This window comes from Blautia sp. CGZ-1-C1, assembly GCF_056504575.1.
The window spans coordinates 25632-50158 of record NZ_JBWLUT010000107.1; the positions used below are offsets into that span (position 1 = coordinate 25632).

Consider the following 24527-nt stretch of genomic DNA (forward strand, 5'->3'; position numbering starts at 1 on the left):
AAGCGAGGTGATTGAATGGATCCGAATACCTTTCCCACCAAGGGAAACCTGATACTTGCAAAAAACTCGCTGAAACTTTCCCGTCAGGGTTATGAACTGATGGACAAGAAGCGTAACATCCTGATCCGCGAGATGATGGATCTGATTGATCAGGCAAAGGATATCCAGACGCAGATTGATGTCACTTTCCGCGCCGCTTACGCTGCGCTCCAGAAGGCAAATATGGAAATCGGCATTGCCTTTGTCCAGCAGATTGCCTGTACCGTTCCCATAGAGAATTCCATCCGTATCAAAACCCGAAGCGTTATGGGTACGGAGATTCCTCTTGTGGAATATGACAAAACCAGCAATACCCCAACCTACGCTTACTACAGCACAAAGATGTCCCTGGACGAAGCCAAGGCTGCATTCGAGAAGGTAAAAGAGCTGTCCATCCGCCTCTCTATGGTGGAAAACGCAGCCATCCGTCTCGCAGCCAACATCAAAAAGACGCAGAAACGTGCCAACGCACTGAAGAATATCACAATTCCGAAGTACGAGGCACTGACCAAGGATATCCAGAATGCACTGGAAGAAAAAGAGCGTGAGGAATTCACCAGATTGAAAGTCATCAAGCGAATGAAGCAAAAATAAATATAAAGTAATTAAAAAACAGCCAGATGTATGTCCGGAATCCAAAAATTCTGAACCCATCTGGCTGCTTTTTACATGTGGAAAACTATTTAAAAAGTTATCCCCATCATTATTTGTTTTGTGTATCTGTCATCCACATCTGTCTCTCCTATGTGGAAATTTCATCTTTTACACACTCGGATTCTCTTTTTATATTCTGTTGTGTCTATCTGCACAATACCTTTTTGAATATTCTGATTATTTTTATATATAATCCTTTATTTTGCCTTTTGCGCGCAATATTATATGATTTTTAGAATATAAAAAAGTCAATAGATTTTTGATTTTTTCTGTCGTAAAATGCGGATTTATCATTTTACACAAAACATTCGTTTCTTTTTCTGTTATGTAAATCAAGTATTCCACACACATAAAATGTGGATAATGTGGATAACTTTGTGTATAACTTTAATTTACGGGATTTTTTAAAGGTTATACATGTGGATAGAATGTGTATGACTTTATCCACTTATCCCACCTTTCGACATTCTTTGTGCAATTTGTCGAATCCTCTGTTTTATGCTTCTTATGGGTGGATAAATGAATATTCAAGAAAGACTCTACTCACTACTTATTACTGTCTGCGATCTCCGCAGGGGACTTACTTGATTCGGTTAAACAGACACATAAAAAGCCTCATTTATCGTTACTCAAATATAAGAGTAAGCTCTAAACGAGGCTTTTACATAATCACAATTATTTCTTATTATTCCATGAATGTTCCAATCGCTGTCGGCTGTTCATAATCATAGTTGGAAATCTTGATTCCTGTAGCAGCACCGCTGGCATGAATGATCTTTCCATCACCGATATAAAGCGCTACATGATCGATAGCTCCGCTTCCATAGAATACCAGATCTCCCGGCTCAATCTGGTTGATATCTTTCTTAGTGGAGGCATCACACTGGGCTGCTGCCACACGCGGAAGGCTATAGCCAAAGTTGGCAAATACAGACATTACAAAACCAGAACAGTCAGCACCGTTTGTAAGGCTTGTTCCACCGTATACATAAGGATTTCCCTCAAACTGCAGTGCAAAATCCACTACTGCCTGTCTCTTGGCGACACGCTTTGCTTCTGCCTCTTCGGCTGCTTTCTTCTTTGCATCCTCAACTGTCTGCCGGATACTCTCCAACGCTGCTGCCTTTTCCTGCTCTGCTTTCTCAGATGCATTTTCCGCCTTCTCGATTCTTCTCTCCTCGCGGATCTGGGCTGCTTCCTCTTTCTTCGCTACAAACTTCTGAGTTTCCTCTTCTGTCTGCTTCGCAAGAGCACTTGCCAGAGCACTCACACTTCCGGTTGCTTCGCTGCTGTCTGTTCCATCAGAAAACACCTGCTCACCGTCATCAAACTGTGCCGCACTCACTCCTTGTGTCAGAACCATAGAACTTACAGCTACTGCCATTAAAATTGCTTTTATTTTATTATTCATTTACCTGTCAACTCCTGTTAATATACACTCCAATCTCTGGGACACTTTCACTATGCTTCTATTTGGCATATTTCATATTGCCATGAATCAGACAAACACCTTCCAAATATCAGCTGGCGAACATCATTTACTGTTCACTCCGTGCCCAGTAACAAACATCATTCTCTACATTCCTTGAATAATGAAGCTTCGTTAATTGTTACGTTTTTGTTACAACAAGTTACGCATTTGTGTATATTAGCATAGTTTCCAAGTTATGTCAAATAAAAAAAGTATGAAATAGATATACTAATCAAGCTCTCTGTTAACGAATTCTCAAAATCAGAGTGAAGTATAACATTAATGCCGAATCAGATAATTATGTGCAGAAATCACCGCATTCGCGCCATCCGCCACCGCTGTCACAACCTGTCGCAGCATCTTTGTGCGGATATCTCCCGCCGCAAAAACACCCGGTGTTTCCGTAATTCCCTCTTCTCCCGCAATAATATATCCGGCTTCGTCAAGTTTCACCAGACCTTTGAATTTTTCTGTATTCGGAAGGATTCCTACAGCAATAAAAACTCCATCTGTATCGATTACGGATTCTGTATCATCCAGGACATTTCTGATTTTCAGTCCTGTGACGCATTCTGTACCCTGAATCTCCACTGCCACACTATTCCATATCATCTCCACATTCTCACATGCTGACAAGCTCTCCTGTAGGATCTCGTCTGCGCGCAATTCATCCCGTCTGTGAAGCAGATAAACTTTCTTACAGATTCTTGAAAGAAAGATTGCGTCCTCTACTGCCATATTTCCACCACCAACGACAACCGCGGTCTTATCCTTAAAGAAAGCACCATCGCAGGTAGCGCAGTAAGAAACACCCATTCCGGACAGTTCTTCTTCGCCAGGAATATTCAGTCTGCGATGGCTTGCACCACAGGCAAGGATCACTGTTTTCGCTCTGTATTCATGTTTCTTTGTTCGGATAATTTTCTCAGTTCCGGCATCTTCTACTGACAGGACATTCTCCCTTACAGGTTCAATTCCCAGCTTAGCCGCATGTGCTCCCATAGCCTCACCAAGATCCATCCCACTGATTCCCGGCATTCCCGGATAGTTGTCCACCTCGTAAGTGTTAAGTACCTGTCCGCCCTGGGCAAACTGCTTATCCAGCCATAAAATATTCATCTTCGCTCTGGCAGCATAGATTGCTGCGCTGATTCCCGCAGGACCTGCTCCCAGAATCGCTATATCATAAATCTCTGACATCCTCTTACCTCCATCTGTTGTTACCAAATATGATAGCATACTCACCCCTCTTTTCCAATAAGATAGTAAAAAGCGCCTTCCGAGGTGGATATGCGTATTTATAAGAGCATCCCCAAAAGACTCCTTGCCCTCTGCCTGGTTTTTGCCACAGGAATCGGACTGGGCTGCCTGTCCGATCATTTTATTTCAGAAAATTCCCGTTTTCAGGCTTTTACCGACGAATTATTTCAGTCTGAAGTAAGCAATAACACGCTCACCCTGCATTACACCCTCGCCAATCCCTCCAAAAAAGGAATCAAAAAACCCGAAGCCACCCTGGGTACTGTCCTCTCAGACTCAGACAAAACAACCAACATCTGCCAGAAATATGAAAAAAAACTGCAATCCTTTGCCTACTCCAAACTCTCCAAAGAAAACCAGCTTACCTGTGATCTGCTCCTTCTCTACTTCCACACCAGGGTATCCCTTGGAAAAAACAGCATTCTGGATGAGCCGCTAGGTCCAAGCCTGGGCGTGCAGGCACAGCTCCCGGTTCTTCTCGCAGAATATTCTTTCTATAAAAAAGAAGATATTTCCGATTATCTGAAACTCCTAAGTACCATAAAACCATATTTCCAGAGCATCCTGAAACTTGAAAATCAAAAGTCCCAGGCTGGTCTTTTCATGAGCAATACAACCCTTGACCGGATTCTGAAGCAATGCCGTTCCTTTATTGCTGATCCTGACTCCAACTATATGGATGACATTTTCACTCAGAAATTAAAAGCCTTCTCTAATCCTGCCCTGACTGACAAAGACCAGAAAAAGCTCTGTACATATCATCACAAACTAATCTGCGAAGAAGTAATTCCTGCCTATCAGGAGCTGATTAATGGTCTGGAGAAACTTCGCGGAACCGGGAAAAGCAGCCGGGGACTGGCTTTTTTTGAGGGCGGTCGTGAATACTATATTTATCTGCTCAGAAGCCAGACCGGAACCTACGTCCCTGTCAAGAGAATCGAACAGCGCCTGTCCTCCCAGCTTCTTTCTGATTATCAGCAGACCCGTTCTCTTCTTCAGAAAGATCCTGACTTGATTTCTGGTCTGTCCAGATACGTCAGCGAACTTACACTGTCCCCGGAACAAATGCTGGATGCACTGCCCAAGCTTATGACTGAAGATTTTCCCACATTAAGCGATGTGACCTACGAGATCCGGTCTGTCCATCCATCCATGAAAAGTTTCCTCAGTCCGGCCTTTTACCTCACACCACCTGTTGACACCCAGAAGCCAAATGTGATTTACATTAATGATTCCGGCCGCACTACCAGTCTGGAACTCTTCGGCACTCTTGCCCACGAAGGATTTCCCGGACACCTGTATCAGACAGTTTCCTTCGCCCGGAGCAATCCCTCTGACATCAGATACCTTGTCACTTCTTCCGGTTATGTGGAAGGCTGGGCCACTTATGTGGAATCCTACGGTTACGAATATGCTGCCTCCCTTATGAAAAACTCTGCCGCAGCCAAAGGCGCAGTCCGTCTGGCATGGCTGAACCGTAGTATGAACCTGTGCATCTACTCGCTGATAGACATTGGCATCCACTATCGTGGCTGGGACGCCGCCCGCACTGCTGCTTTTCTAAAAGCTTTCGGCATCACCAACGCCTCCACTGCAAATGAAATCTACCAGTATATTGTTGAAACCCCCGGGAATTATCTGAAATACTACTGGGGATACCTTAACTTCCTTGATCTGAAAACAGCCAGCCAGAAAAAACTTGGCGATGATTTCGACCTGAAAGAATTCCACCGCAGGATCCTCGAAATCGGCCCCGTACAGTTTCCGGTGTTGGAAAAATATCTGAAATAGCCTTTGGCTGTCTGCTTTGTTCTTAAGAATCTTGTTTTTATTATTGAAAACAAAGTGGACAGCAGGTTTCTTTCACAATTTTCGCTTATGTACTTCATTTTATTTGACACTTTCAGCGAAACACAGTAAAATATTGATAAATATTATAACTGTTTAATGTGAACAGTAACTATAACATTCCTATAGGAATTCCAGAAAATAATGCAAATAAGACCGTCTAGCAGAGTGCGAAGGACAAGGAAGATATCTGCAGGCGTGCTAACGCACGACAAAGATATCTGATGCAGGACTTCACGCTCTGATGGGTTGGATTAATTACAGTATTTTCGGGAATTGCTATAATTGCTATCATCGAGGGGACAATCATTATGATCAATGTACCATCAAACTTATCCGGAGCAGTCAACAGACAGACCGTTATGAATATTAACAATAAGAAAATCCAGGAGCCTCTGTCATCTCGCAATATTGATTCTATAAACACCAAATTTGTAAATGCTGCTTCTCCCAATTCCAACTCCACGCATACTGGTTCTATTAATACCCAATCTGTAAATGCCGCTTATATAAATACCAATTCCAGATCTGCTGGTCCGGTAAATACCAGATCTGCAAATACTGCTCCTACAAATTCAGGCAATCATAGTTTCAATTCCAGACCTGTTCCAACTATCAGAATTCCTGCCTTTAAGAACCCAGTCCGAAAAGGTCAGAAAATACCACTTGAAACTCAATCCCGGCTTACAGGAATTAAGGCGCATCTTGGATGGAATATTACAAATCCGGACTGTGATGTAGACGTATCCGCATTTCTTCTGAATAATACCGGAAAGGTTATCGGTGATTCATGGTTTGTATTCTATGGACAGGAATCCAGTCCTGACGGAAGCACTGTCTTTTTTGCCGATCAGGGACAGAATCGTGAAATGATCTCTATAGATTTCGTAAAATTAAACCCAGCCGTTTCAAAAATTGTTTTTGTCCTTACCATAAATGAAGCCCTGGAAAAGCATCTGAATTTCAGCATGATCAAAGACGCGTATATCCAGATTACCGATGCTTCAAACACTGAATTAGTCAGTTTCAAAATGGATGAATACTATTCCAACGTTACTTCCATGATGATAGGCGAAATATACCAGCATAACGGCATCTGGAAATTTAACGCGATCGGAAACGGCGTTTCCAGAGATCTCGCCGGACTCTGTGAATTATACGGAGTTCAGGTTATTTAAAAGGAGGACTATCATGTTAACATTTGAAACCATCAACGAATTAACTCTGAAAGTTACCTGTACCGGCAATGATGTTCTTTTTGTAAAAGCAGGAGCTTTTATAGCCGGAGACAATTCCGGCCCAAAGAATTACCGGTTTGAAAAAGTTCTTCTCGGCCCGCAGCAGAATCTCGGGCAGGCCCTGTTCGGACAGCTGGCACGAAGAGTCACTGGTGAAAACCTTCCATTGATGAAAGTCAATCTGAACGGTGATTCCGTTACATATTATGCAAACTACGGACAACATGTTGTGATCTACCAGCTGGCCCAGGGCGAAACTATTTCTGTTGAATCTGAGAACATTCTGGCATTTACTCAGGACTGTGATTATAGCGTCCGCTTTATCGGTGTCGGAGTTCTCTCCCAGAAAGGACTTGCTACTTCAACACTCACTGCACGCGGCAAGAATGCATATGTTGCAGTACTGTCAGACGGCAACCCAATCGTACTGAGCAATATTGGTAAAAACAATACCATTTCTGTCGATCCTGATGCAGTCATCTGCTGGGTAGGAAACGGCCACTGCGATCCAAGTGTTACTGCCGATGTATCCTGGAAAACCTTCATCGGACAGGCATCCGGCGAATCTTATCAGTTTGAATGGCACGCCGGAGACAACGTTACGGTTATCATTCAGCCATCAGAACGCCAGGGGGGAATTCGCGTAAGCATGGACTAATCCGGATAGAAGAAGAGGCAGAACTCATCACGTCAGTTCTGCCTCTTTCTTTAAGCATTTTTCCAGTAATGCTTCCGAAAATAATTTTCCGCTTTCCATCTCCATTACGTTTTCTTTTAAGTCTTCTTTTAAATCCTCTTTTAAACGAAACATCTTCCCAAATCCATCCGGAACGCATCCAAAGTCGCTCTCTTCTACCATAGAAACATCAAACTCACTGTCTCCGGCAGCCAGAATATATCCGGGATTCATTTTTTTCCGAAGTCGTTTCACAGCCATCCCTTTATTCAGCTTCTTAGGAACAACATATACTTTTTCTCCATTATGAAACACATCCACCAGTTCCGTCTTCAGCGTTTTGTTCAGATCCTTAATCACTTCATCCGGCTTTTCACATTTTGTAAAAACAAAAAGCTCATCTATAAATCTTACTTCAAATTTCCGCCGCGGATCCACTTCAAGAATACCGATGGCCTTATCCAGCTGTGGTCTGCTTTCCGCGATCATCTTCAAGGATTCGTAATACCATTCTTTGTCCCGTTCGCCATTCACAAGTAATACACCGCCATTGCAGACAAGTGCATACGGTATAGCTCCTATATGCAGATTGATACGTCTGTATTGTTCTTCCGTCCTCGTAGAAGTTGGTACAATCAGCATCTTGTCATTTACTTCTTTTAACAACGAGTAGGTTCTTTCAGAAATAAATGAGATTTCCCGTCCATTATATAACTCAACGTTTAATTTTTTCTCTCCGATATCATGCTTATATGAATATATAATCGTGTTATCCATATCAACGCACAAAATATTTTTCATCCATTTTCTCCAAAAAGAATGTGGTACAAGTGTTCCCTGCACCACATTCATGAAACTTCATAACTGCTTCATACATTCACAATCATATCACTTTTTAATTTACTTTGAAACGATTGCCTTTCTGATAAGATCCACCGGTATGATCAGTATGGCAAGTGCCATGGATACCAATAAAGCCTTAGGCTCAAGCATGGTTGTGCTGAATACTTTTCCACCAATCTCAATGATGATCGTCTGAAGCACAAAAATCGCACCCATTACCAGTAAGAAGTTCTTGTTCTCGCTAATGTGCTCAAACAGGTTAAACTTCTCTGATCTCGTATTCAGACTGTTAAAGATGATCGCATAGATGAAAAATGCAAACATAAATGTCTTCTCATAAAGCTCCGGATCTGCACATGATGCCGGTGTTACAAAGCTTGTAATACCGCCAATATTCTCAAGAATCAAAATAGATCCCAGAGTAATAAAGATAGCACTCGTACCAATCGCAGATTTAATATAAGAAGTCAGGATATTATCTGTTCTCTTTGCCGGCTGGTCATTCATGTATCTGTTCAGAATCGGCTCACCGCCAAATGCCATAGCTGCCAGTGTATCCATGATCAGGTTGATCCACAGAATCTGGACAATGGAGAACGGCTCTGTCCATCCAAGTATCGGAGCGATAATGTTCATTAACAATGTACTGATATTTACAGTAAGCTGGAAAATAAGGAACTTACCAACAGATTTAGCCATTGTTCTACTGTTAAGTACACAGTCCTTAATAGATGTCAGACTGTTGTTAAGAATAACAACATCTCCGGCCTCCTGCGCAACTGCTGTACCATCTCCCATTGCAAAACCGATATCTGCCTGTTTCAATGCCGGAGCATCGTTGACACCGTCACCGGTCATACCACAGACATTGTCAAGCTGCTGTGACATAGATACCAGTCTCTTCTTATCAAGAGGTTTCGCTCTGCTGACTACCTTCAGATTTGGAAGAACTTTCTTAAGTTCTTCATCAGACATCTTCTCTAACTGCTCATGAGTGAGAACAACATCCTTCTTCTCATCCATAAGGATTCCCGCTTCTTTTGCAATCGCAACAGCAGTTTCTTCCGCATCACCGGTAACCATGACTACCTGGATTCCTGCATGGTTAAGAATCTCAACTGTCTCGATTGCATCTGTTCTTACATTATCACGCAGACACAGAACAGCCATAAGAACGGTTTTCGCACCGTCGATCTTTGCTACGGAGAGAAGCTTCATTGTTCTCTTCGCCTGTGCGTGCATCTGTTCTTTTACTTTATTCTTATCTGCTTCTGTGAACTCTTTTTCTTCTCCGTCAGGAAGCATATAGTGTGTTACTTTCTCAATGATGTTCTCTGTAGCACCTTTCCAGTAAACAAGTCCATTCTTAAGTGTTACAGTTGCACATTTCTTCTCTGAATCAAACCCGCTGATGTCTTCTACCTTATCCGGATCGTTGTCTGAATCATTGTATCCATGATTGAGCGCATAAGAAAGCAGCGCTCTGTCCATGTTGTTACTGCCGATGGCTTTTCCTTCGGCAGAAACCTTTGCAAGGTTATTCAGGGTAATTGCCTCAATAAACTCTTTGTTCTGAATAGAATCAATGATATCGCCTTTACCTGTGATAAACTCAACCAATGACAGATTTCCTTCTGTGATTGTTCCTGTTTTATCACTGAACAGCACGTTCATATAAGCTGAATCAGAGAATGCTGCTTTATGGCTGACAAGAATATTCTTCTTATACATGGACTCTGTATTCATTGACTGAACCAGACTGTTCATCATCGGAAGACCTTCCGGAACTGCCATGATTACGATAGATGCCATAAGCATAACTGCCTCTGCGATAACAAGAAGAACTGAAACAACTGTAATTGCTTCGTCCGCTCTTACAAGAGTCAGCACAACATGTAAGATACCAGCAATTGCCGCTGCAGAGACACCTAATTTACCGATTCCTGCTGCAACCCCCTCCAGTTTAAGGCTGGAAGTATCTTTTCTCTCTTCTTCCTCATCAGTATCAGTCAGTGCTTTATTAATCTTTCCTAATTCTGAGTTATCGCCGATGACTGTTGCAACCATATATCCTTCACCGGAAGTTACTACAGAACCCATGAAAACTTTTCCTACTGAGGAATAATCAGTGGATTCTGCATCAGCCATATCTGACACTGCTGCCTTGTTTTCATCTCTTGACTCACCGTTTAAGGCAGCCTGGGAAACTTTGATTTTTCCTTCAAATATTAAGCCATCGGCCGGAACTTTATCTCCCGCCTGTACAAGAATCGTGTCGCCTTTCACAATCTCGCTTGTAAGAATATTGACAAGCTTTCCGTTTCTCATAACTTTGGCATAAGTTTTACTGTATTCTTCCTGAAGTGCTTCACTTCTTGAAGTATTTCTGTATTCTGACAAAGTACTGAATCCGGTGGCAAGTGCGATTGCGATTACAATACTGATGATCTCTACAACGTCATTTCCGCCAGATAATGCCGGGACAAAAATTCCAAGAATTGCCAGGATCACTTTAAGCGCCAGTGCCGCACACAGAACTTTGATCCAGATATCATCAAATGCGCCGATAAACATGGACCAGAGTGACTCTGTTTCCTTCTTGGCAAGCTCATTGGTGCCATATTTCGCTTTACTTTCATTAACCTGCGAATCGGATAATCCGCACATTAATTGTTTTTTGTTCATATCACTCATATATCTGAATGACCTCCTCATTTTAATCTCTTATAAGAACAAATTCCTACCAGCGAGGTTGACTATAGTGACAGGATTTTGACTTATATATCTCATACTCTTACGCTTTTATACCAGAATCTCTCTCTGAAATAAAAGACTGTTAGATATTCACAAAAGAGGAACTATCGCATAGTCCCTCTTATTCGTAAATAAATGGTTATCTCCAATACTCAGGATTATGAAAATCTTCGGCAGAGTTCTCCAATTCCCGGATCGGTTGTTCCATTTCCCATCGCATTAAATTTCCACTCACCGTTATGTCTATATATTTCCCCAAAAATCATCGCAGTCATTCCTGAATAATTTTCGGTCAGATTATATTTGCACATTTCTTTATTGTTTCTGGCATCAACCAGACGGATAAAGGCATTTTCAATCATTCCGAAATGCTGTTTTCTCTGAACTGCCTGATAAATATTTACAACAATAACGATCTTATCGTATTCAGCCGGAACTCTTGACAGGTCGATAACAATCTGTTCGTCATCTCCTTCTCCCTCTCCGGTAAGGTTATCTCCCATATGATTTACTGTGCCGGATTTATGTTTCAGATTTCCGAAATATACTAAATCGGTTCTGTCCACGAATTTTCCATTCTTCAGCATGATTGCAGAAGCATCGCAATCGATTGCCTGATGTGTTGTAGCAGCGCCGCCAAACAACGTTGCGAAGAATCCACCACCACCGCCACCTGACGGTTTCGCTTCATCCCATCCAAGTCCGACAATAACCTTCGCTAATCCTGCATTATCCTTTGACAGATTTACTTTCTGTCCTTTCTGTAAGCTGACTGACATAAGTTTTCCTCCTATTCCACTGCGATACCATAGCTATTGCACAAAGCAGCTAAGCCGCCCTGATAACCGCTTCCGATGGCATTGAATTTCCACTCATTACCATTCTTATATAATTCGCCAAATACAACTGCAGTTTCGATAGAGAAATCCTCGCCAAGATCATAGCGAAGAATCTCCTGTCCTGTAGCCTCGTTAACAATTCTTACAAAAGCATTGGAAACCTGTCCAAAGTTCTGACGTCTCTCCTCCGCTTCATAAATCGTAACGGTAAATGCAATCTTTGTTATATTTGCAGGAATCTTTGAAAGATCGATTTTTATCTGTTCATCATCTCCATCGCCTGCTCCGGTAAGGTTATCTCCCATATGCTGAATCGCACCGGATGGATGTGTAAGATTTCCATAGAATACAAAATCCTTCTGATCGGAAACTTTTCCGGAATCAGTCAGACAAAATGCTGCTGCATCAAGATCGAAATCTCCGCCTGTATCAAATGCATTGATATCCCATCCTATACCAACAACCACATTTTTGAGTCCCGGATTTTCTTTTGTAAGGCTTACTTTCTGGCCCTTTTTTAAACTAATCGGCATATCTTTATCCTCCTATGCTACTTCAATACCATAATGACCGCAGAGTGCTGCAAGTCCGCCCTGGAAACCACTTCCAATGGCATTAAACTTCCACTCTCCGTTATGTCTGTAAAGCTCTCCGACAACTACAGCAGTCTCAATGGAGAAATCCTCTCCAAGATCGTAATGGATCAGTTCCACATTATTTGCTTCATCTACCAGACGGATATAAGAATTGGAAACCTGTCCGAAATTCTGGCGTCTTTCTTCCGCTTCATAAATGGTAACTGTAAATGCGATTCTCTCAACATTTGCCGGAACTTTTGTAAGATCAACCATGATCTGCTCATCATCGCCTTCACCCTCACCGGTAAGGTTATCTCCCATATGTTCAACAGATTCGCTTGCATGTTTCAGATTACCATAGAAAATAAATTCTTTCTCTGTCGGGCATTTTCCATTAGCGCCAAGCATAAATGCTGCTGCATCAAGGTCAAAATCTGAACCTGAATCAAACGCATTTACATCCCATCCCAGACCTACCATAATCTTCTTAAGTCCCGGGTTCTTCTTTGTTAAGTCTACTTTCTGTCCTTTGGATAAATTGATTGGCATATTAGTGGTCCTCCTTAATATTTTTTAACTGTTCATCAGCTTTATCATTCTGAATCGCTATGTTATATATTATCTGTTACTGTTCATTCCGTTCCCGGTAACTATTATCTCCTCGCCTGTGGCATGTGATAATTCCGGTTGAAATCCTGTTTGATAGCCTCTAAACGAATCTGATCATCCTGACGTTTCTTTCTGGCTTCTTCCTGAATCCTCTGCGTCTCCTCGATTCCACTTGTAATGGTTCTCCAGGTTTTCTCCAGAGTCTCGATCTGAATCGAACTTCCCGATGCCATTCTGGCTGTTGCCTTTGAAACATCAACGGTATTCTGGGCATTTTTGATAAGCATTTCATTCGTTTTCTTATCCAGCTCTGAAATAGCATCTGCCTGAATCTTCTGTCTCTTAAGAAGAATTGCCTGTGCAAGCGCCTGCTTGAAAATCGGAAGAGTAACAATAAATGCTGAATTAATCTTTCTCACCAGATTATAATTGCTGAATGCCATGGTCTTGATCATAGGAATTGACTGCATCGCAACATTCTCAGCAGTTCTCAGAATCCTGTGTTCTCTGCTCCATCATCTGCAATGCCTGATTTAATGTCGTAAGCTCAAACTGAATCGACTGATCTCCGGTGTTCTCCATGTCCTGCTGTCTCTGTGCAATATAGGCTTCGATTTCCTTGCATGCCTGCTCGCCTGCCAGAATATACTTAACCAGTTCATGATAATAATTTACGTTAACATCAAACATCGTATTCAGCTTTCTGTTTGACTCCTTAATCTCAGCCTCATATCCTTTAAGCTGAACATAAATTTTATCAACTTCCTCGCCCATTGTGTGATACTTCGCCAGTATCTTATCAAGCTGCTTTTTGAAATTTCCGAAAAGCTTTCCAAAAAGTCCCGGATTATCTTTGATCTCATTTATATCAAACTGATCCATAATCTTGGCTAATGACTTAAGCATCTCACTCGTCTCATCCAGCTGCGACATGTTCATACTGTTAAGAACTACGTCCGATGCCTTTGAAATCTCTTCTGCTACTTTTGCGCCAAAAGATACGATCGTATCCATGTTATAAACTTCAATCGTACTGACGATCTGATCAACTTCTTCTGAGTTCACTAAATTGTCGTTCATCTGCTGCCTGTCAGCAACAATATCGTATTGCTCCACTACCTCAATCTCATTCTTCTCTGCTGAATAACCGCTGCCTGCCTGAGGTGTATTTCCCATTGATGAACCCCTGCTGAAATCAAGTCCCATAAGCCACTAACCTCTCTTAAAAAATCTACGCCACGAAGGGCGTGTGTCATTCGTTGAAATGCTATTCAGATCCGGAACCTGCATATCATATTTATATTCCCCGATCTGGTGCTCTTCCATCAGGTTACCCGTAAAATACTTTTCCACGCTTTGATAACCTGTCGGAACAAAAAACAGAATATCAAATCCTATCAGGTTCAAAAAAGCGATCAAAATGGAATCTTCCAGGGAGATCATCGTCTCACCTGTATTAATATATATTAATTTCGGATTCTTCTTCAGTAAAATCAAACTTCTGGATCAGACGAATGATGTCCTTCGGTAAATTCAGAACCTGGGCGATAACTGTATATTCTGTGCCATTTTCCCCGATTCCTTTTATCAGTTTCTGCTCAATCAGAAACTCCAATTTATCAAGCATGAACTCCTGCATTTCTTCACGTAGAAGCCCATATGGATATTTCGGATGATTCTTTATTTTATTACGCTGAAGTTTCCAGTTTTTATAAAACTCTGCGGAAAAAGCTTTCATTGGATTCGGTGTTGTCGGCTGAATATACGGAGCACTTTTAATAACGACCGTATCTTCTGTCATCAGCTCTTTTATCGAACTCCAATACTGAGATACCTTTCCGTCTTTAACCCCGGATATTTTTGAAAAAATAACCGGCATATTTACTACTCCGTCAACAGTACTGAAATTAGGCCTGTACTTTAATTCCTGATCCCACAGAATCTTTATTTCTTCATACATGGTCTGCAGATTAATGACATTTGCTTTCACATACTGTTGATTTCTATATATTCCACTGTCCTGATACATCAGCGTATCAAGTTCTCTTTCCGCGTGATATGCGACCGTTCCAATCTTTACCTGCGAGTTCTCTTCCGGATACCTTGTCAGTAAAAGACTCTCTGTATAGTTCACTTCATATAACAGCTTATCCTCAAGACAGCATTTCACGTTCAGATCAGGACATAGAATCAAAACATCCAGCGGAAGCCGTCCGAGAAAGCTCATAAACAAAGCTTCCTTATCATCCCGGCAGCCACCCATATAAATAAAACATCCAATATCTGAAGGTTTCCACCCTGCAAACAGCTTCGACATATATCTTCGCAGCCAGCAGATCAGATACACCGCCCGGTTTGTCAGTCGGTTAAGATTCTCGCCTTCTCTCCTGGATTCCGCCAGAATAACATCGACAAATGTTTTATGCAAAATCCTCTGCAGTTCCACATTTCCTGTATATTGGATGTTCCCCACAAGTCCAAGGATCATCTGATCTTTGTTCGCATAATTGTCTCTCTTTATCTCTGCGATCTCCTGCGGTGTCGGCTTCGGAATCTCCTCATTAACTATAACGAGATTCCTCTTTGAATTCTTCAATTCCTGCTGTAATTTAAATAATTCATTTGCATAGGTAAGCTTGTCCTCTGCCCCGTTTATCCTGCAAAAGCAGTTATAAAAAAAGCGATCGTCATTTCCCCTCAGCATGATACTCTCGCGGATATCATCCAGTCCTTTTCCACTTATCCAGGCATTTGTACAGTTTGTAATCGTTGGTCTTGTCCCATACAATCGCTCGTTATTGATCTCATTTTGAATCTCATCTCTGACTTTCTTTATACAATACCCTTGTGGAAAAGCGCCTAACCCATTCATCTGCAGGCTGTCTGACAGCACAGATCCCGGATCTGACTTCAGATATCCACTGTCACCTTCATACTGAAGAAAAACTACATCGCATCCGGCATTAGAAAGAATTGATATAAGCATCAATTCATAGCTGCTTATATTTCCTTCATATAATATTTTAGGAATATTATTTTCTCCAAGCTGATTCACAATTCGTTCAAATTTATAATAAAGCCAGCACATAAACTTGATATATGCATTCTTCAGCATATTCTCCGTTTTGCCGGCTTTTCTCATTGAATCTAATGAGTCATAGACAGACTCTGCTACATTTTGTCTCTGGAGATCATTCATTCTGGGAAGCCATTTCTTCAGACTTGTCAGAATAAACCCCGGGTTCATCTGAAAATCCATGCCCATTATCTCATTATAATATGAAAGATTTCCCTCATCAGGATTCGGGATCTTACCCTCGATCACTACTCCCGTTTTCCTTGCTGCATCGTAATATTTTTTGATAAATGCACCAACTTCTTCTGAGTATCCATTGATCCGGTAAAAGTAAACGCCCCTCTCCCGTCTGTTATCCAGTTTGACAAAATAATCGCTAAGGTTCTGAATCTTCTTATGCTCTAACATGTAGCATTCTCACCTTCAATATCTGCTCATTTTATTCTTGTTCATTACAAATCCTAAAGCAGAACCAACGCCTCCTCCTACAATATGAGTAAGATTAGCTATATTGTCCTGAACAAAAATTCCCTGATATACCTGTTCTCCAATATAAATAACTGCAACTAAAATAAAAGTAAACGGTATTTTACCTTCCTCAAAACCAGCAAATGATGAAAGTAAAATCAAAGCAAAAACCACTCCGCTCGCACCAAGTAATTGCGTATACGGAAAAAATATGAAATTGACTATACCGGTCACTAATGCCGTTGCCAAAATAACAAACAAAATATTTGCTGAGCCATATTTCTCCTCAAGCAACGGCCCAACAACCAGAATAAGCATTATATTTCCTATAAAATGTTCCCAGCCAGCATGCCCCAATACATGTCCAAAGAATCTGAAATAAGTCAACGGACTAAGCAATGATGATCTGTACACACTAAACAGCGCATTTGTAGATACTCCCCCAGTAATCTTATCCACTAACAAAACTATAAAACATGCTATAGTAAAGGCTAATATAACTGGAGAGTTAAATGAAATTTGTATTTTTTTATTTTTAAAATTCATCTTTTCACCTGAAAATTATATAAATTCTGCACAGAAAAATTGTACCATATCACTACTTCTATTTCAATAAAAATTCAATTAAAAAGCTTGCTGTTTTTCCACAAATGCACATAATTATTTTATTATTCACTCTATTCCAAAAAATCTAACCACTCATTTAGCGTTTCCATTTTTATTAAAATATGATATTATGAATATCACACCCATCGCGCTATAACCACACGAATATTTATAATAAAACTAGTTTTCTCTTCATTTAAGCCATTAAGATATTCCTGTGTATAACAATCCCTGTAGATATAAATAAGGAGTATTATGAAAAATAACGTTTTATATTACAGCGTAGGACCATTACTTTACTGCCCTGCCAATAAAGCTTCCATCACTGATTCCTTAATAAACGAAAAATTCGGAAACAGATTTTCTCTTGCTCTCTGTCTGGAAGATACGATAAACGATGCTTATGTCGCAAAAGCAGAACAGATACTTATTCATTCTCTGGACACAATCTTTGCGCAACATGAAATAATACCTTTTTATTTGCCCAAAATCTTCATCCGGGTTCGAAACCCACAGCAAATCCACAGATTAATAAAATCTCTGGGACGTTCTGTTGAAATAGTCACCGGTTTCATCATTCCGAAGTTCAGTCTTGATAACGCATCAGATTATATAAATGAAGTAATCCGTGCCAACGAACTCGCCTCAAAAAATATTTACATGATGCCAATTTATGAAAATTCTTCTATTATCGACCTCAGAAATCGTACAGATATTCTTTATTCATTAAAGGATTCCTTGTCACAAGTTGAAGATCTTGTGCTGAATATTCGCGTCGGAGGAAATGATTTATGTCATATGTTTGGATTCAGGAGACATTCCAATGAATCCATTCATCAGAATCCGACCAGTTTCTGATATTTTCTCCGATATCATCACTGTATATGGCATGGATTACGTTGTGTCAGGTCCTGTATGGGAATACTATGCAGGTGATAACTGGAAAGATGGTATGATCCAGGAAATTCAGGATGATAAGCTTTGTGGTTTTATTGGAAAAACAGTTATTCATCCTGCACAGATACCTGTAGTCAATTGTTCTTATCAGGTATCAGAGAAAGATTTTAAAGATGCCCAGGAGATTTTAAACTGGAATAAAAATTCTGCTTCCCTTGTCTCCGGAAATAACGTCAGGGAAAGAATGAATGAATACAAAACACATATCAACTGGGCCCAGAGGATCATTTATCTGGCTGAGTCTTTTGGTGTCGCAAAATAAACAGATCAGGGCGATGGAATTTCAATTTTACATCTCCCTGATCTGTTTATTCATACTCATTTATGGCAATTTCATGCATCTGCTATTTTCTTAATTATCCCGCAACATTTATAATGTGTAAGCTGATAATATTCTATAGACACATTTTTCTCCTGTGCAAGTCTGACCAAATGTTCCAGTTGAGGATCTCCCTTATAACGTTCATCAATTAATATTTTCCACGGAAGCCTTCTTAGTAATACTCTCGTGGTTTCACCAATTCCCGGTTTTATCAGATTAATATCATTTATTCCAAAGTTTCTGCCTATCTCCTTGACTTCATCAATTCCCTTGTCCTCAGGCATATTCTTACGATATGGAACATTCTCCATGACAAACTCTTTCTCAATCGTTTCAATAAAATCATAAGACAAATCAGAGTCTGTCAGTTCTCCATAATACGCAGCCCCATGAAAATCATCCTTACCTATAATATCATCTCGCAGGAAGGTTCGGCTAATAAGACCTGATACTGTGCTGTTCAGACAAGAACTGGGAATCAGTATATCATCATGTGTTCCACACAATTGGGTAACATTCGCCGGATCTGCAATAACCGCTATGTCAGAAGATACCCCTTTGTATGCGGATATATCTTTCTTCAATTCATTAAGAATCGCACCCTTACCAATCCAGCCATCAACAAACAGAAGCTGTTCCGGCCTATATTTTCCCAATAAATACTTCATAGCATTATCATCAATGCCTCTTCCCCTGATAATTGAAATCGAATAGTGAGGTACACTTATCTTATATTTATACTTCATATAGCGTTTTATAAGAATACCTACCGGAACTCCGGCTCTGGCAAGAGATACCAGAACAATCTCTTTTCCTTTATTTTCTATAATCTTATCCGAAAGTATACCCACAGCATTTGCAACCGGCTTTGCAAAATTTTTCAGCGCATTATTATATACTTTTATGTATTGATCTGTAGGGACATACTCAACAGGAAGCATCTCACTGTAATGTTTTCCCGATTGGATCAACTTCTCCCGCTCCTCAGCAGGCTGAGGCTTTACCAATCCGGTAATATCCTTTAGTAATAAGATTACGTCTTCATCTGAATAGGAACTTCTCAAATCAGCACCACCTTACAACTGTAATATCATCATTGTAATTCTGAAGAGCATTTATCAAGGTTCTCTGCCCTTCCTCAATTTCCGGAGAATCTGTAATAACAAATACTTTATCGTATTTTTCTATATCATAAAGAAAAGTTCTTCGATCCGGATCATACAGGCTTTTCAGTTCGTATCTGCTGTGAAGCGGATATTCCCGCTCTAAACTCACTACGATCGGACTTCTTGTTGTCGAATGACATCTCACAGAATTCCCCTCTTTCTCCAACTGTCTGCCAATGTAAAGCACAGGAAACATAAACTCTTCTGTTCCGATAACCAGTATTTTTTTACCCGAAATACTTCCGGTCTGCGTTTGAATCTCTGTCCATAATTTCTCACATGCAGCTCCATATTTCTCAGAATCAACCATCCTTCGTGCATCCATACGTCCAGAAATATTAATGGTCATATAATCTGTTGTTACCGTATGGTCTGAACATTTATAATAATGGCCTTTTTCTGCAAGCTTTTCTGCTCTGTCACTATAATCACTATGGTCTGTTTTTATCAGATAATGCAGTGGAATTCCTTTTTTTCTGTATTGTTCCAAATACTCTTTATCCATTCCATTTAGCAGAGATGCCACTGAATATTTAAATTTCCCAGTATATTCTCTGTCAAGAATATTTATAATATTCAGAATCGTGTTTCCGGTAGTAACCTCATCTTCAACAAACACAATTCTGTCGATTTCATCTACAATACTATCAATATCATCTTTTACCAGTTTCTGTTCCGTAGCATGACTATGTTCTTCCGAAAAGAAAAGATATTCTACATTAGGGATTACTTCTCTGGTCGTCTGAATATACTTCGCACCAACAGATATTGCTGCCTGCGCTCCTATGGCCGTGGCTGTTTCTGCAAAACCTACAAGTAAAAGCTTTTCATTCTTATATTCATTCCGGAATACATCAGCCAAATCCGTAAACAACTTTAATGCCTTTGATGGTACTACCGGAACATGTTTCCCCTGAAGAGGATTTACCACCAGATATTTTCTCCTCATATTATTTTCTCTCTTTGCGATCCTGACTAAGTCATTTTCAACATATTCTATTTTATGTTCCACTTTACTGTCGTCCCTTTATATTATTCATATGATCTGAAAAACGTCTGTAGCTTCGTAAGTGCCATAGTCAGCGCTTCTGTCTCCTCAACATTTAGTCCTTTCAATACAGCCAGAACCATCTTCTCGTGGAAATCCTTATGGTGATAATAAGCCCTCTCTCCCAGCTTAGTCAACGAGATCAGCACCACTCTTCTGTCCTCTTCACTTCGCATACGCTGGATATACCCCTTCTTCACAAGGTTGTTTACTGCAATTGTCAAAGTACCGACCGTCACATTCAACAATCTGGCTACTGTTGACATATTTTTCTGTTCCCGGATACCCAACGCATCAATAATGTGCATATCATTGACTGAGATATTCTTATATTCTCCAGTGATCAATGCTCTCTCTTCCAGGTCCAGAATCTCATTAAATAAATTGACCAGCACATCATTGATCGCTTCATAATGGTTCATCCGGCTACCTCCCTCTTCTTAATTGCTTCTATTATACACTAAAATACTTTGTCTCACAAAGCATTTTTAGATGTTTTCAAAGAAATTCCCGCAGGCTTCTTTCTTTGGACTCTGAAATTTGATATAATAAAAAGATAAGACATCAGGACAAAATTTATTTTGCCTATTCTAAGATCTTAAAGGAAAAACTTTATGAAAAAAAATAATATACCTCTTAATTTCCGGGAGAAAATCAACTCCCGCATCAGCCTTCTGTGCTCGATCGTGGTTATGGTCCTGCTCGTTCTGGTGATCCATCAGCTCGATTATACCCTGATACGCAAACCTCAGAAGGAAGCCGCCGAAGCGGCATCACTCAAAGAAGAACAGGAAAAAATAGCGGCAGAAACACCGGAGATCTCCACTGCAAGTGTAATCGCAGTCGGTGACAATCTCTATCACAGCAAATTATATGAATCTGGTGAGTATGATTCCGGAACATGGAATTACGACCATATTTATACGCACATTCTGGATCAGGTCCAGGCTGCTGATGTCGCTATGATCGACCAGGAAACTGTTTTTGCACCCAGCCATGACGCAGTCAGTTCCTACCCGTCATTTGCCACTCCCGAAGAGGTTGGTGACGCCATTATCAAAGCCGGATTTAATGTTGTAGAATCTGCTACCAACCACGCAGATGATTATGGCTACGATTACCTGAAAAACACTCTGGATTTCTGGAGCACCAACTATCCGGATATTCCTGTACTTGGAATCCACTCCACTCAGGAAGACGCAGATACGGTAAAAGTAAAAGAAGTCAATGGAATCAAGATTGCTTTCCTTGACTATACATATGGCACCAATAATTCCGGTGTCGGCGACGGCTACGAATATATGCTCGATATCTTTGACAAAGACAAGATCACCACAATGATCCAGAAGGCCAAAGAAGTCAGCGACTGCATTATCTTCGTCGCCCACTGGGGAACAGAAGACGAAACCATGCCAAATGAATACGAGAAACAATGGGCTGCTTTCCTGATGCAGCAAGGTGTTGATGTGATTATCGGCGGACATCCACATGTACTTCAGCCTTATGGACAGCTTTCTGATGACCAGGGACATACCACTACTGTATTCTATTCTCTGGGAAACTTTGTTTCCACTCAGCAGGAACTCCCGGAACTTCTGGAAGGAATGGCAAGCTTTACAATTCAGAAATCCACTTTAAATGGAAAGTCCACCATCCAGATTCTCGCTCCAACAGTGAAGCCTATGGTCATGCATTATGACTATGACTCCGGAGAATACGGTCCATATATGCTGGATGATTATACCGAAGAACTCGCTTCTTCCCACAGTGTCCGCAACGTAATTGGTGACGAATTCACACTCGACAATCTGAAAGCCAAATTCAAAGAGATCATGTCCATGAATGTAAAACCATCCACTAACACCAACTTGTTGAACGTTAAATTTGACTGGGAAGGCAACATGATAGATAAGACTACCGGAAATGTAGTGGAAGATACAGAATCTATTCACTCCTGGGAATACCTGGCAGACACTGCAGGTGGTTCTGATAGTCCGGATAGCTCAGATACCTCTGACACCACAGATAATTCTGACGGTTCAGATAGCTCAGACAGTTACAGCGACAACAGCGACGACAGTAGTGACGACAGTAGTGACGACAGTAGTTATGACAATGGCAGTTATGATAGCAGTGACGATAGCAGTGACGACAGTAGTTATAACGATGGCGGCTATGATAGCAGCTACGATGAAAGCTATTGATTATTTATATGCAAAAAGGACTATGCTCTGCATAGTCCTTTTTACATATCATGCTATTTTTATAAACCTAACAGTCTCTCCGCATTCTGTCTGGTCACTTCAATAACCTCTTCTGCCGTAATCCCTTTCAACTCTGCGATTGCCTGTGCCACATAAGGCAGATTCAGAGAAGAATTTCTCTTCCCTCTGTTCGGCTTCGGAGCCAGGTACGGGCTGTCCGTTTCCAGCACAAGCTGAGACAGCGGCGCATACTGAACAGTCTCCTTGACTTTCTTCGCATTCTGCAAAAGTAACCACCCCGCCAATTCCCAGATACAGTCCCATCTTCAGATACTCAGCCGCAATTTCCCTGCTATAGGAAAAGCAATGAATAATGCCGCCATACATACCGCCTTGCATATACTCTCTGATAATATTAAGAGTATCCTCCGCAGCATCCCTGCTGTGAATCATAAACGGCATTTTTTCTTCTCTCGCAATATCAAGCTGGGCACGAAACATCTTCTGCTGAATCTCATGCTCTTCTTTCCCCTTATGCCAGTAATAGTCCAGACCGATCTCACCGATTGCCACCATCTTATCCATACAAGAAAGTCTGCGGATCTCATCCAGAGTTTCCTGCGTCATCTTATCCGCATCATCCGGATGAACTCCCACAGCTCCATATATAAAGGATATTTCTCCATCAGCTCCACTGTATCGTGTAAACCGTCTACAGAAGCGCAGACATTAACTCATCCGTTCTCAATCCCGCCATCATGCATAGATGACAAGAAGCGCCTCCCTGTCTTGCGTCAAAAGGTCGTCGTCGTAATGTGCATGTGTATCAATAATCATTTTCTTCGTTCTCCTCGTATGGTCGCCATGTATCCGCTAACTTATATTCCTTGTGAAACGTCAGAGAAATTACTGACAGCGACTTTATAAATATTGCTGATTATTATCCGGTTAAACAGATATTATCTTTAATCCAGTATTGTAAGCTCATCTCCTGGATGAATCACACCGCCATGCAGAACTCTTGTAAAGACTCCCCTGCTTCGGCATAATGCACTCACCCATTTTCTTAAAGATCGCACATCCGCTATGGCACTCTTTGCCGATCTGAGTCAGCTCCAGAACCACATCATTGCATCCAAATTTTGTACCGATCGGAAGTGTCGCAAAATCAATCCCCTGAACCACCAGGTTCTCTCCAAATGCTCCATCCTCCACTTCAGCGCCGCGCGCGCGGAAATCTTCAATCTTGTCAAAAGAAAGCAGGCTTACCTGGCGATGCCATTTTCCTGCATGTGCATCACCCTCAATGCCCCAATCTTCAACGACCTTTATTTCCGGAACACTCTTCTTCTGTGTTCCCTTCGCCTCACTTGTACAGACCGCAATTACTTTTCCCATAAGATTATCCCTTTTACCTTCCTGATTTTATTCGTCACCGTTTATTTATAGCAATCCCATAAAATGATGCCATTAATCCAACTCATCTTGCGCCAGTCTTCCAGCCTTCACCCGTCATAATCTCGATGCCATGTCCCAGCGCATCAATAATATACTCCAGGCTCTCTTTCACCGCCTTTGGAGCTTCCCGGCAGATTAATGATCAGCGTTTTTTTACGAATTCCTGCTGTCGCGCGGCTGAGCATTGCTCGCTTGGTAATTGTCATGCTATACGCACGCATTGCTTCCGGAAACCCCCGGAACACGTCTGTCAATAATATCCTCTGTTGCCTCCGGTGTGGTATCTCTCGGGGAAAAACCGGTTCCACCCGTAGTCAGGATCAACTCTGCGGCACCACTATCCGCAATCTCTGCCATTCTCTCTGATAACATCTTTCTGTCATCCGGTAAAATATCTTCAGATACAACCTCAT

General features: G+C 41.2%; 20 protein-coding genes and 4 pseudogenes. 7 read left to right on the top strand and 17 right to left on the bottom strand.

Annotated elements, in window-relative coordinates:
• The first annotated feature begins 15 nt into the window (after positions 1-15).
• On the top strand, positions 16-633 hold the full coding sequence (locus tag AC058W_RS09745) for a V-type ATP synthase subunit D (protein WP_117675657.1): 618 nt from the start codon (positions 16-18) through the stop codon (positions 631-633).
• 745 nt (positions 634-1378) lie between these two features.
• Here AC058W_RS09745 and AC058W_RS09750 read toward each other — a convergent pair.
• Both AC058W_RS09750 and trxB read right to left on the bottom strand, forming a co-directional pair.
• Positions 1379-2104, bottom strand: a complete 726-nt coding sequence (locus tag AC058W_RS09750; protein ID WP_117675659.1) for a C40 family peptidase — start codon at positions 2102-2104, stop codon at positions 1379-1381.
• 339 nt (positions 2105-2443) lie between these two features.
• Positions 2444-3364, bottom strand: a complete 921-nt coding sequence (trxB, locus tag AC058W_RS09755) for a thioredoxin-disulfide reductase (RefSeq protein ID WP_117675661.1) — start codon at positions 3362-3364, stop codon at positions 2444-2446.
• Positions 3365-3454: 90 nt separating this feature from the next.
• Between trxB and AC058W_RS09760 the strand changes: the two genes are divergently transcribed.
• The 3 genes from AC058W_RS09760 (at position 3455) to AC058W_RS09770 (ending at position 7168) form a co-directional block, all read left to right on the top strand.
• A complete protein-coding gene (locus AC058W_RS09760) occupies positions 3455-5215 on the top strand; it encodes a DUF885 domain-containing protein (protein ID WP_117845336.1) in 1761 nt (586 codons plus the stop codon).
• A gap of 368 nt (positions 5216-5583) precedes the next feature.
• The gene (locus AC058W_RS09765; RefSeq protein WP_118629686.1) at positions 5584-6450 is read left to right on the top strand and encodes a TerD family protein; all 867 of its coding nucleotides are present in this window, start codon (positions 5584-5586) and stop codon (positions 6448-6450) included.
• A 13-nt stretch (positions 6451-6463) separates the two neighbouring features.
• A complete protein-coding gene (locus AC058W_RS09770; RefSeq protein ID WP_117675667.1) occupies positions 6464-7168 on the top strand; it encodes an AIM24 family protein in 705 nt (234 codons plus the stop codon).
• Positions 7169-7195: 27 nt separating this feature from the next.
• Here AC058W_RS09770 and AC058W_RS09775 read toward each other — a convergent pair whose 3' ends face one another.
• The 9 genes and pseudogenes from AC058W_RS09775 to AC058W_RS09815 all read right to left on the bottom strand — a co-directional run bounded on the left by AC058W_RS09775 (position 7196) and on the right by AC058W_RS09815 (position 16899).
• Positions 7196-7987: an HAD hydrolase family protein gene (locus AC058W_RS09775; RefSeq protein ID WP_117675717.1), complete on the bottom strand. Its 792-nt coding sequence runs from the start codon at positions 7985-7987 to the stop codon at positions 7196-7198.
• A gap of 99 nt (positions 7988-8086) precedes the next feature.
• The gene (locus AC058W_RS09780; protein ID WP_117845334.1) at positions 8087-10723 is read right to left on the bottom strand and encodes a cation-translocating P-type ATPase; all 2637 of its coding nucleotides are present in this window, start codon (positions 10721-10723) and stop codon (positions 8087-8089) included.
• Positions 10724-10941: 218 nt separating this feature from the next.
• Complete coding sequence (locus tag AC058W_RS09785; protein WP_117845333.1) at positions 10942-11562, bottom strand: TerD family protein; 621 nt, start codon at positions 11560-11562, stop codon at positions 10942-10944.
• A gap of 11 nt (positions 11563-11573) precedes the next feature.
• Positions 11574-12155, bottom strand: coding sequence for a TerD family protein (locus AC058W_RS09790; RefSeq protein ID WP_117675673.1), 582 nt, complete (start codon positions 12153-12155; stop codon positions 11574-11576).
• Between the two features lie 12 nt (positions 12156-12167).
• Positions 12168-12749, bottom strand: a complete 582-nt coding sequence (locus tag AC058W_RS09795; RefSeq protein ID WP_117675675.1) for a TerD family protein — start codon at positions 12747-12749, stop codon at positions 12168-12170.
• A gap of 104 nt (positions 12750-12853) precedes the next feature.
• A pseudogene (locus AC058W_RS09800) lies at positions 12854-14015 on the bottom strand (toxic anion resistance protein).
• Between the two features lie 6 nt (positions 14016-14021).
• Positions 14022-14228, bottom strand: a complete 207-nt coding sequence (locus AC058W_RS09805; RefSeq protein ID WP_479390016.1) for a YceG family protein — start codon at positions 14226-14228, stop codon at positions 14022-14024.
• A gap of 37 nt (positions 14229-14265) precedes the next feature.
• Positions 14266-16293, bottom strand: a complete 2028-nt coding sequence (locus AC058W_RS09810) for a YceG family protein (RefSeq protein WP_479390017.1) — start codon at positions 16291-16293, stop codon at positions 14266-14268.
• 15 nt (positions 16294-16308) lie between these two features.
• Positions 16309-16899, bottom strand: a complete 591-nt coding sequence (locus tag AC058W_RS09815; RefSeq protein ID WP_117845331.1) for a rhomboid family intramembrane serine protease — start codon at positions 16897-16899, stop codon at positions 16309-16311.
• A 315-nt stretch (positions 16900-17214) separates the two neighbouring features.
• Here AC058W_RS09815 and AC058W_RS09820 point away from each other — a divergent pair, with 315 nt between their 5' ends.
• Both AC058W_RS09820 and AC058W_RS09825 read left to right on the top strand, forming a co-directional pair.
• Positions 17215-17817 (top strand): HpcH/HpaI aldolase/citrate lyase family protein, encoded by a 603-nt coding sequence (locus tag AC058W_RS09820; RefSeq protein ID WP_479390018.1) that lies wholly within the window; start codon positions 17215-17217, stop codon positions 17815-17817.
• Positions 17783-18178, top strand: coding sequence for an HpcH/HpaI aldolase/citrate lyase family protein (locus AC058W_RS09825; protein WP_479390019.1), 396 nt, complete (start codon positions 17783-17785; stop codon positions 18176-18178). Before AC058W_RS09820 ends, AC058W_RS09825 begins: the two co-directional genes overlap by 35 nt.
• A gap of 71 nt (positions 18179-18249) precedes the next feature.
• Here AC058W_RS09825 and AC058W_RS09830 read toward each other — a convergent pair whose 3' ends face one another.
• From AC058W_RS09830 to AC058W_RS09840, 3 genes are read right to left on the bottom strand one after another with little or no spacing between them, the layout of a single operon-like run.
• Positions 18250-19302 (bottom strand): cysteine protease StiP family protein, encoded by a 1053-nt coding sequence (locus AC058W_RS09830; protein ID WP_479390020.1) that lies wholly within the window; start codon positions 19300-19302, stop codon positions 18250-18252.
• Between the two features lies 1 nt (position 19303).
• Positions 19304-20416, bottom strand: a complete 1113-nt coding sequence (locus tag AC058W_RS09835) for a phosphoribosyltransferase domain-containing protein (RefSeq protein WP_330489870.1) — start codon at positions 20414-20416, stop codon at positions 19304-19306.
• A gap of 20 nt (positions 20417-20436) precedes the next feature.
• Positions 20437-20874, bottom strand: a complete 438-nt coding sequence (locus tag AC058W_RS09840) for a MarR family winged helix-turn-helix transcriptional regulator (RefSeq protein WP_117675687.1) — start codon at positions 20872-20874, stop codon at positions 20437-20439.
• Positions 20875-21066: 192 nt separating this feature from the next.
• Here AC058W_RS09840 and AC058W_RS09845 point away from each other — a divergent pair, with 192 nt between their 5' ends.
• Positions 21067-22656, top strand: coding sequence for a CapA family protein (locus AC058W_RS09845; RefSeq protein WP_479390021.1), 1590 nt, complete (start codon positions 21067-21069; stop codon positions 22654-22656).
• Positions 22657-22715: 59 nt separating this feature from the next.
• Here AC058W_RS09845 and AC058W_RS09850 read toward each other — a convergent pair.
• From AC058W_RS09850 to AC058W_RS09860, 3 pseudogenes are all read right to left on the bottom strand, one after another.
• Positions 22716-23493 (bottom strand): annotated as a pseudogene (locus AC058W_RS09850) (TatD family hydrolase).
• Positions 23494-23621: 128 nt separating this feature from the next.
• Positions 23622-24054, bottom strand: a pseudogene (locus tag AC058W_RS09855) (MOSC domain-containing protein).
• Between the two features lie 82 nt (positions 24055-24136).
• A pseudogene (locus AC058W_RS09860) lies at positions 24137-24527 on the bottom strand (MogA/MoaB family molybdenum cofactor biosynthesis protein); the annotation flags it as partial.

Bases quoted from the DNA above. Each gene is read 5' to 3' on its own strand.
- AC058W_RS09745 (WP_117675657.1), top strand. From the start codon at position 16: ATGGATCCGAATACCTTTCCCACCAAGGGAAACCTGATACTTGCAAAA.
- AC058W_RS09750 (WP_117675659.1), bottom strand. From the start codon at position 2,104: ATGAATAATAAAATAAAAGCAATTTTAATGGCAGTAGCTGTAAGTTCT.
- trxB (WP_117675661.1), bottom strand. From the start codon at position 3,364: ATGTCAGAGATTTATGATATAGCGATTCTGGGAGCAGGTCCTGCGGGA.
- AC058W_RS09760 (WP_117845336.1), top strand. From the start codon at position 3,455: ATGCGTATTTATAAGAGCATCCCCAAAAGACTCCTTGCCCTCTGCCTG.
- AC058W_RS09765 (WP_118629686.1), top strand. From the start codon at position 5,584: ATGATCAATGTACCATCAAACTTATCCGGAGCAGTCAACAGACAGACC.
- AC058W_RS09770 (WP_117675667.1), top strand. From the start codon at position 6,464: ATGTTAACATTTGAAACCATCAACGAATTAACTCTGAAAGTTACCTGT.
- AC058W_RS09775 (WP_117675717.1), bottom strand. From the start codon at position 7,987: ATGAAAAATATTTTGTGCGTTGATATGGATAACACGATTATATATTCA.
- AC058W_RS09780 (WP_117845334.1), bottom strand. From the start codon at position 10,723: ATGAGTGATATGAACAAAAAACAATTAATGTGCGGATTATCCGATTCG.
- AC058W_RS09785 (WP_117845333.1), bottom strand. From the start codon at position 11,562: ATGTCAGTCAGCTTACAGAAAGGACAGAAAGTAAATCTGTCAAAGGAT.
- AC058W_RS09790 (WP_117675673.1), bottom strand. From the start codon at position 12,155: ATGCCGATTAGTTTAAAAAAGGGCCAGAAAGTAAGCCTTACAAAAGAA.
- AC058W_RS09795 (WP_117675675.1), bottom strand. From the start codon at position 12,749: ATGCCAATCAATTTATCCAAAGGACAGAAAGTAGACTTAACAAAGAAG.
- AC058W_RS09810 (WP_479390017.1), bottom strand. From the start codon at position 16,293: ATGTTAGAGCATAAGAAGATTCAGAACCTTAGCGATTATTTTGTCAAA.
- AC058W_RS09815 (WP_117845331.1), bottom strand. From the start codon at position 16,899: ATGAATTTTAAAAATAAAAAAATACAAATTTCATTTAACTCTCCAGTT.
- AC058W_RS09820 (WP_479390018.1), top strand. From the start codon at position 17,215: ATGAAAAATAACGTTTTATATTACAGCGTAGGACCATTACTTTACTGC.
- AC058W_RS09825 (WP_479390019.1), top strand. From the start codon at position 17,783: ATGAATCCATTCATCAGAATCCGACCAGTTTCTGATATTTTCTCCGAT.
- AC058W_RS09840 (WP_117675687.1), bottom strand. From the start codon at position 20,874: ATGAACCATTATGAAGCGATCAATGATGTGCTGGTCAATTTATTTAAT.
- AC058W_RS09845 (WP_479390021.1), top strand. From the start codon at position 21,067: ATGAAAAAAAATAATATACCTCTTAATTTCCGGGAGAAAATCAACTCC.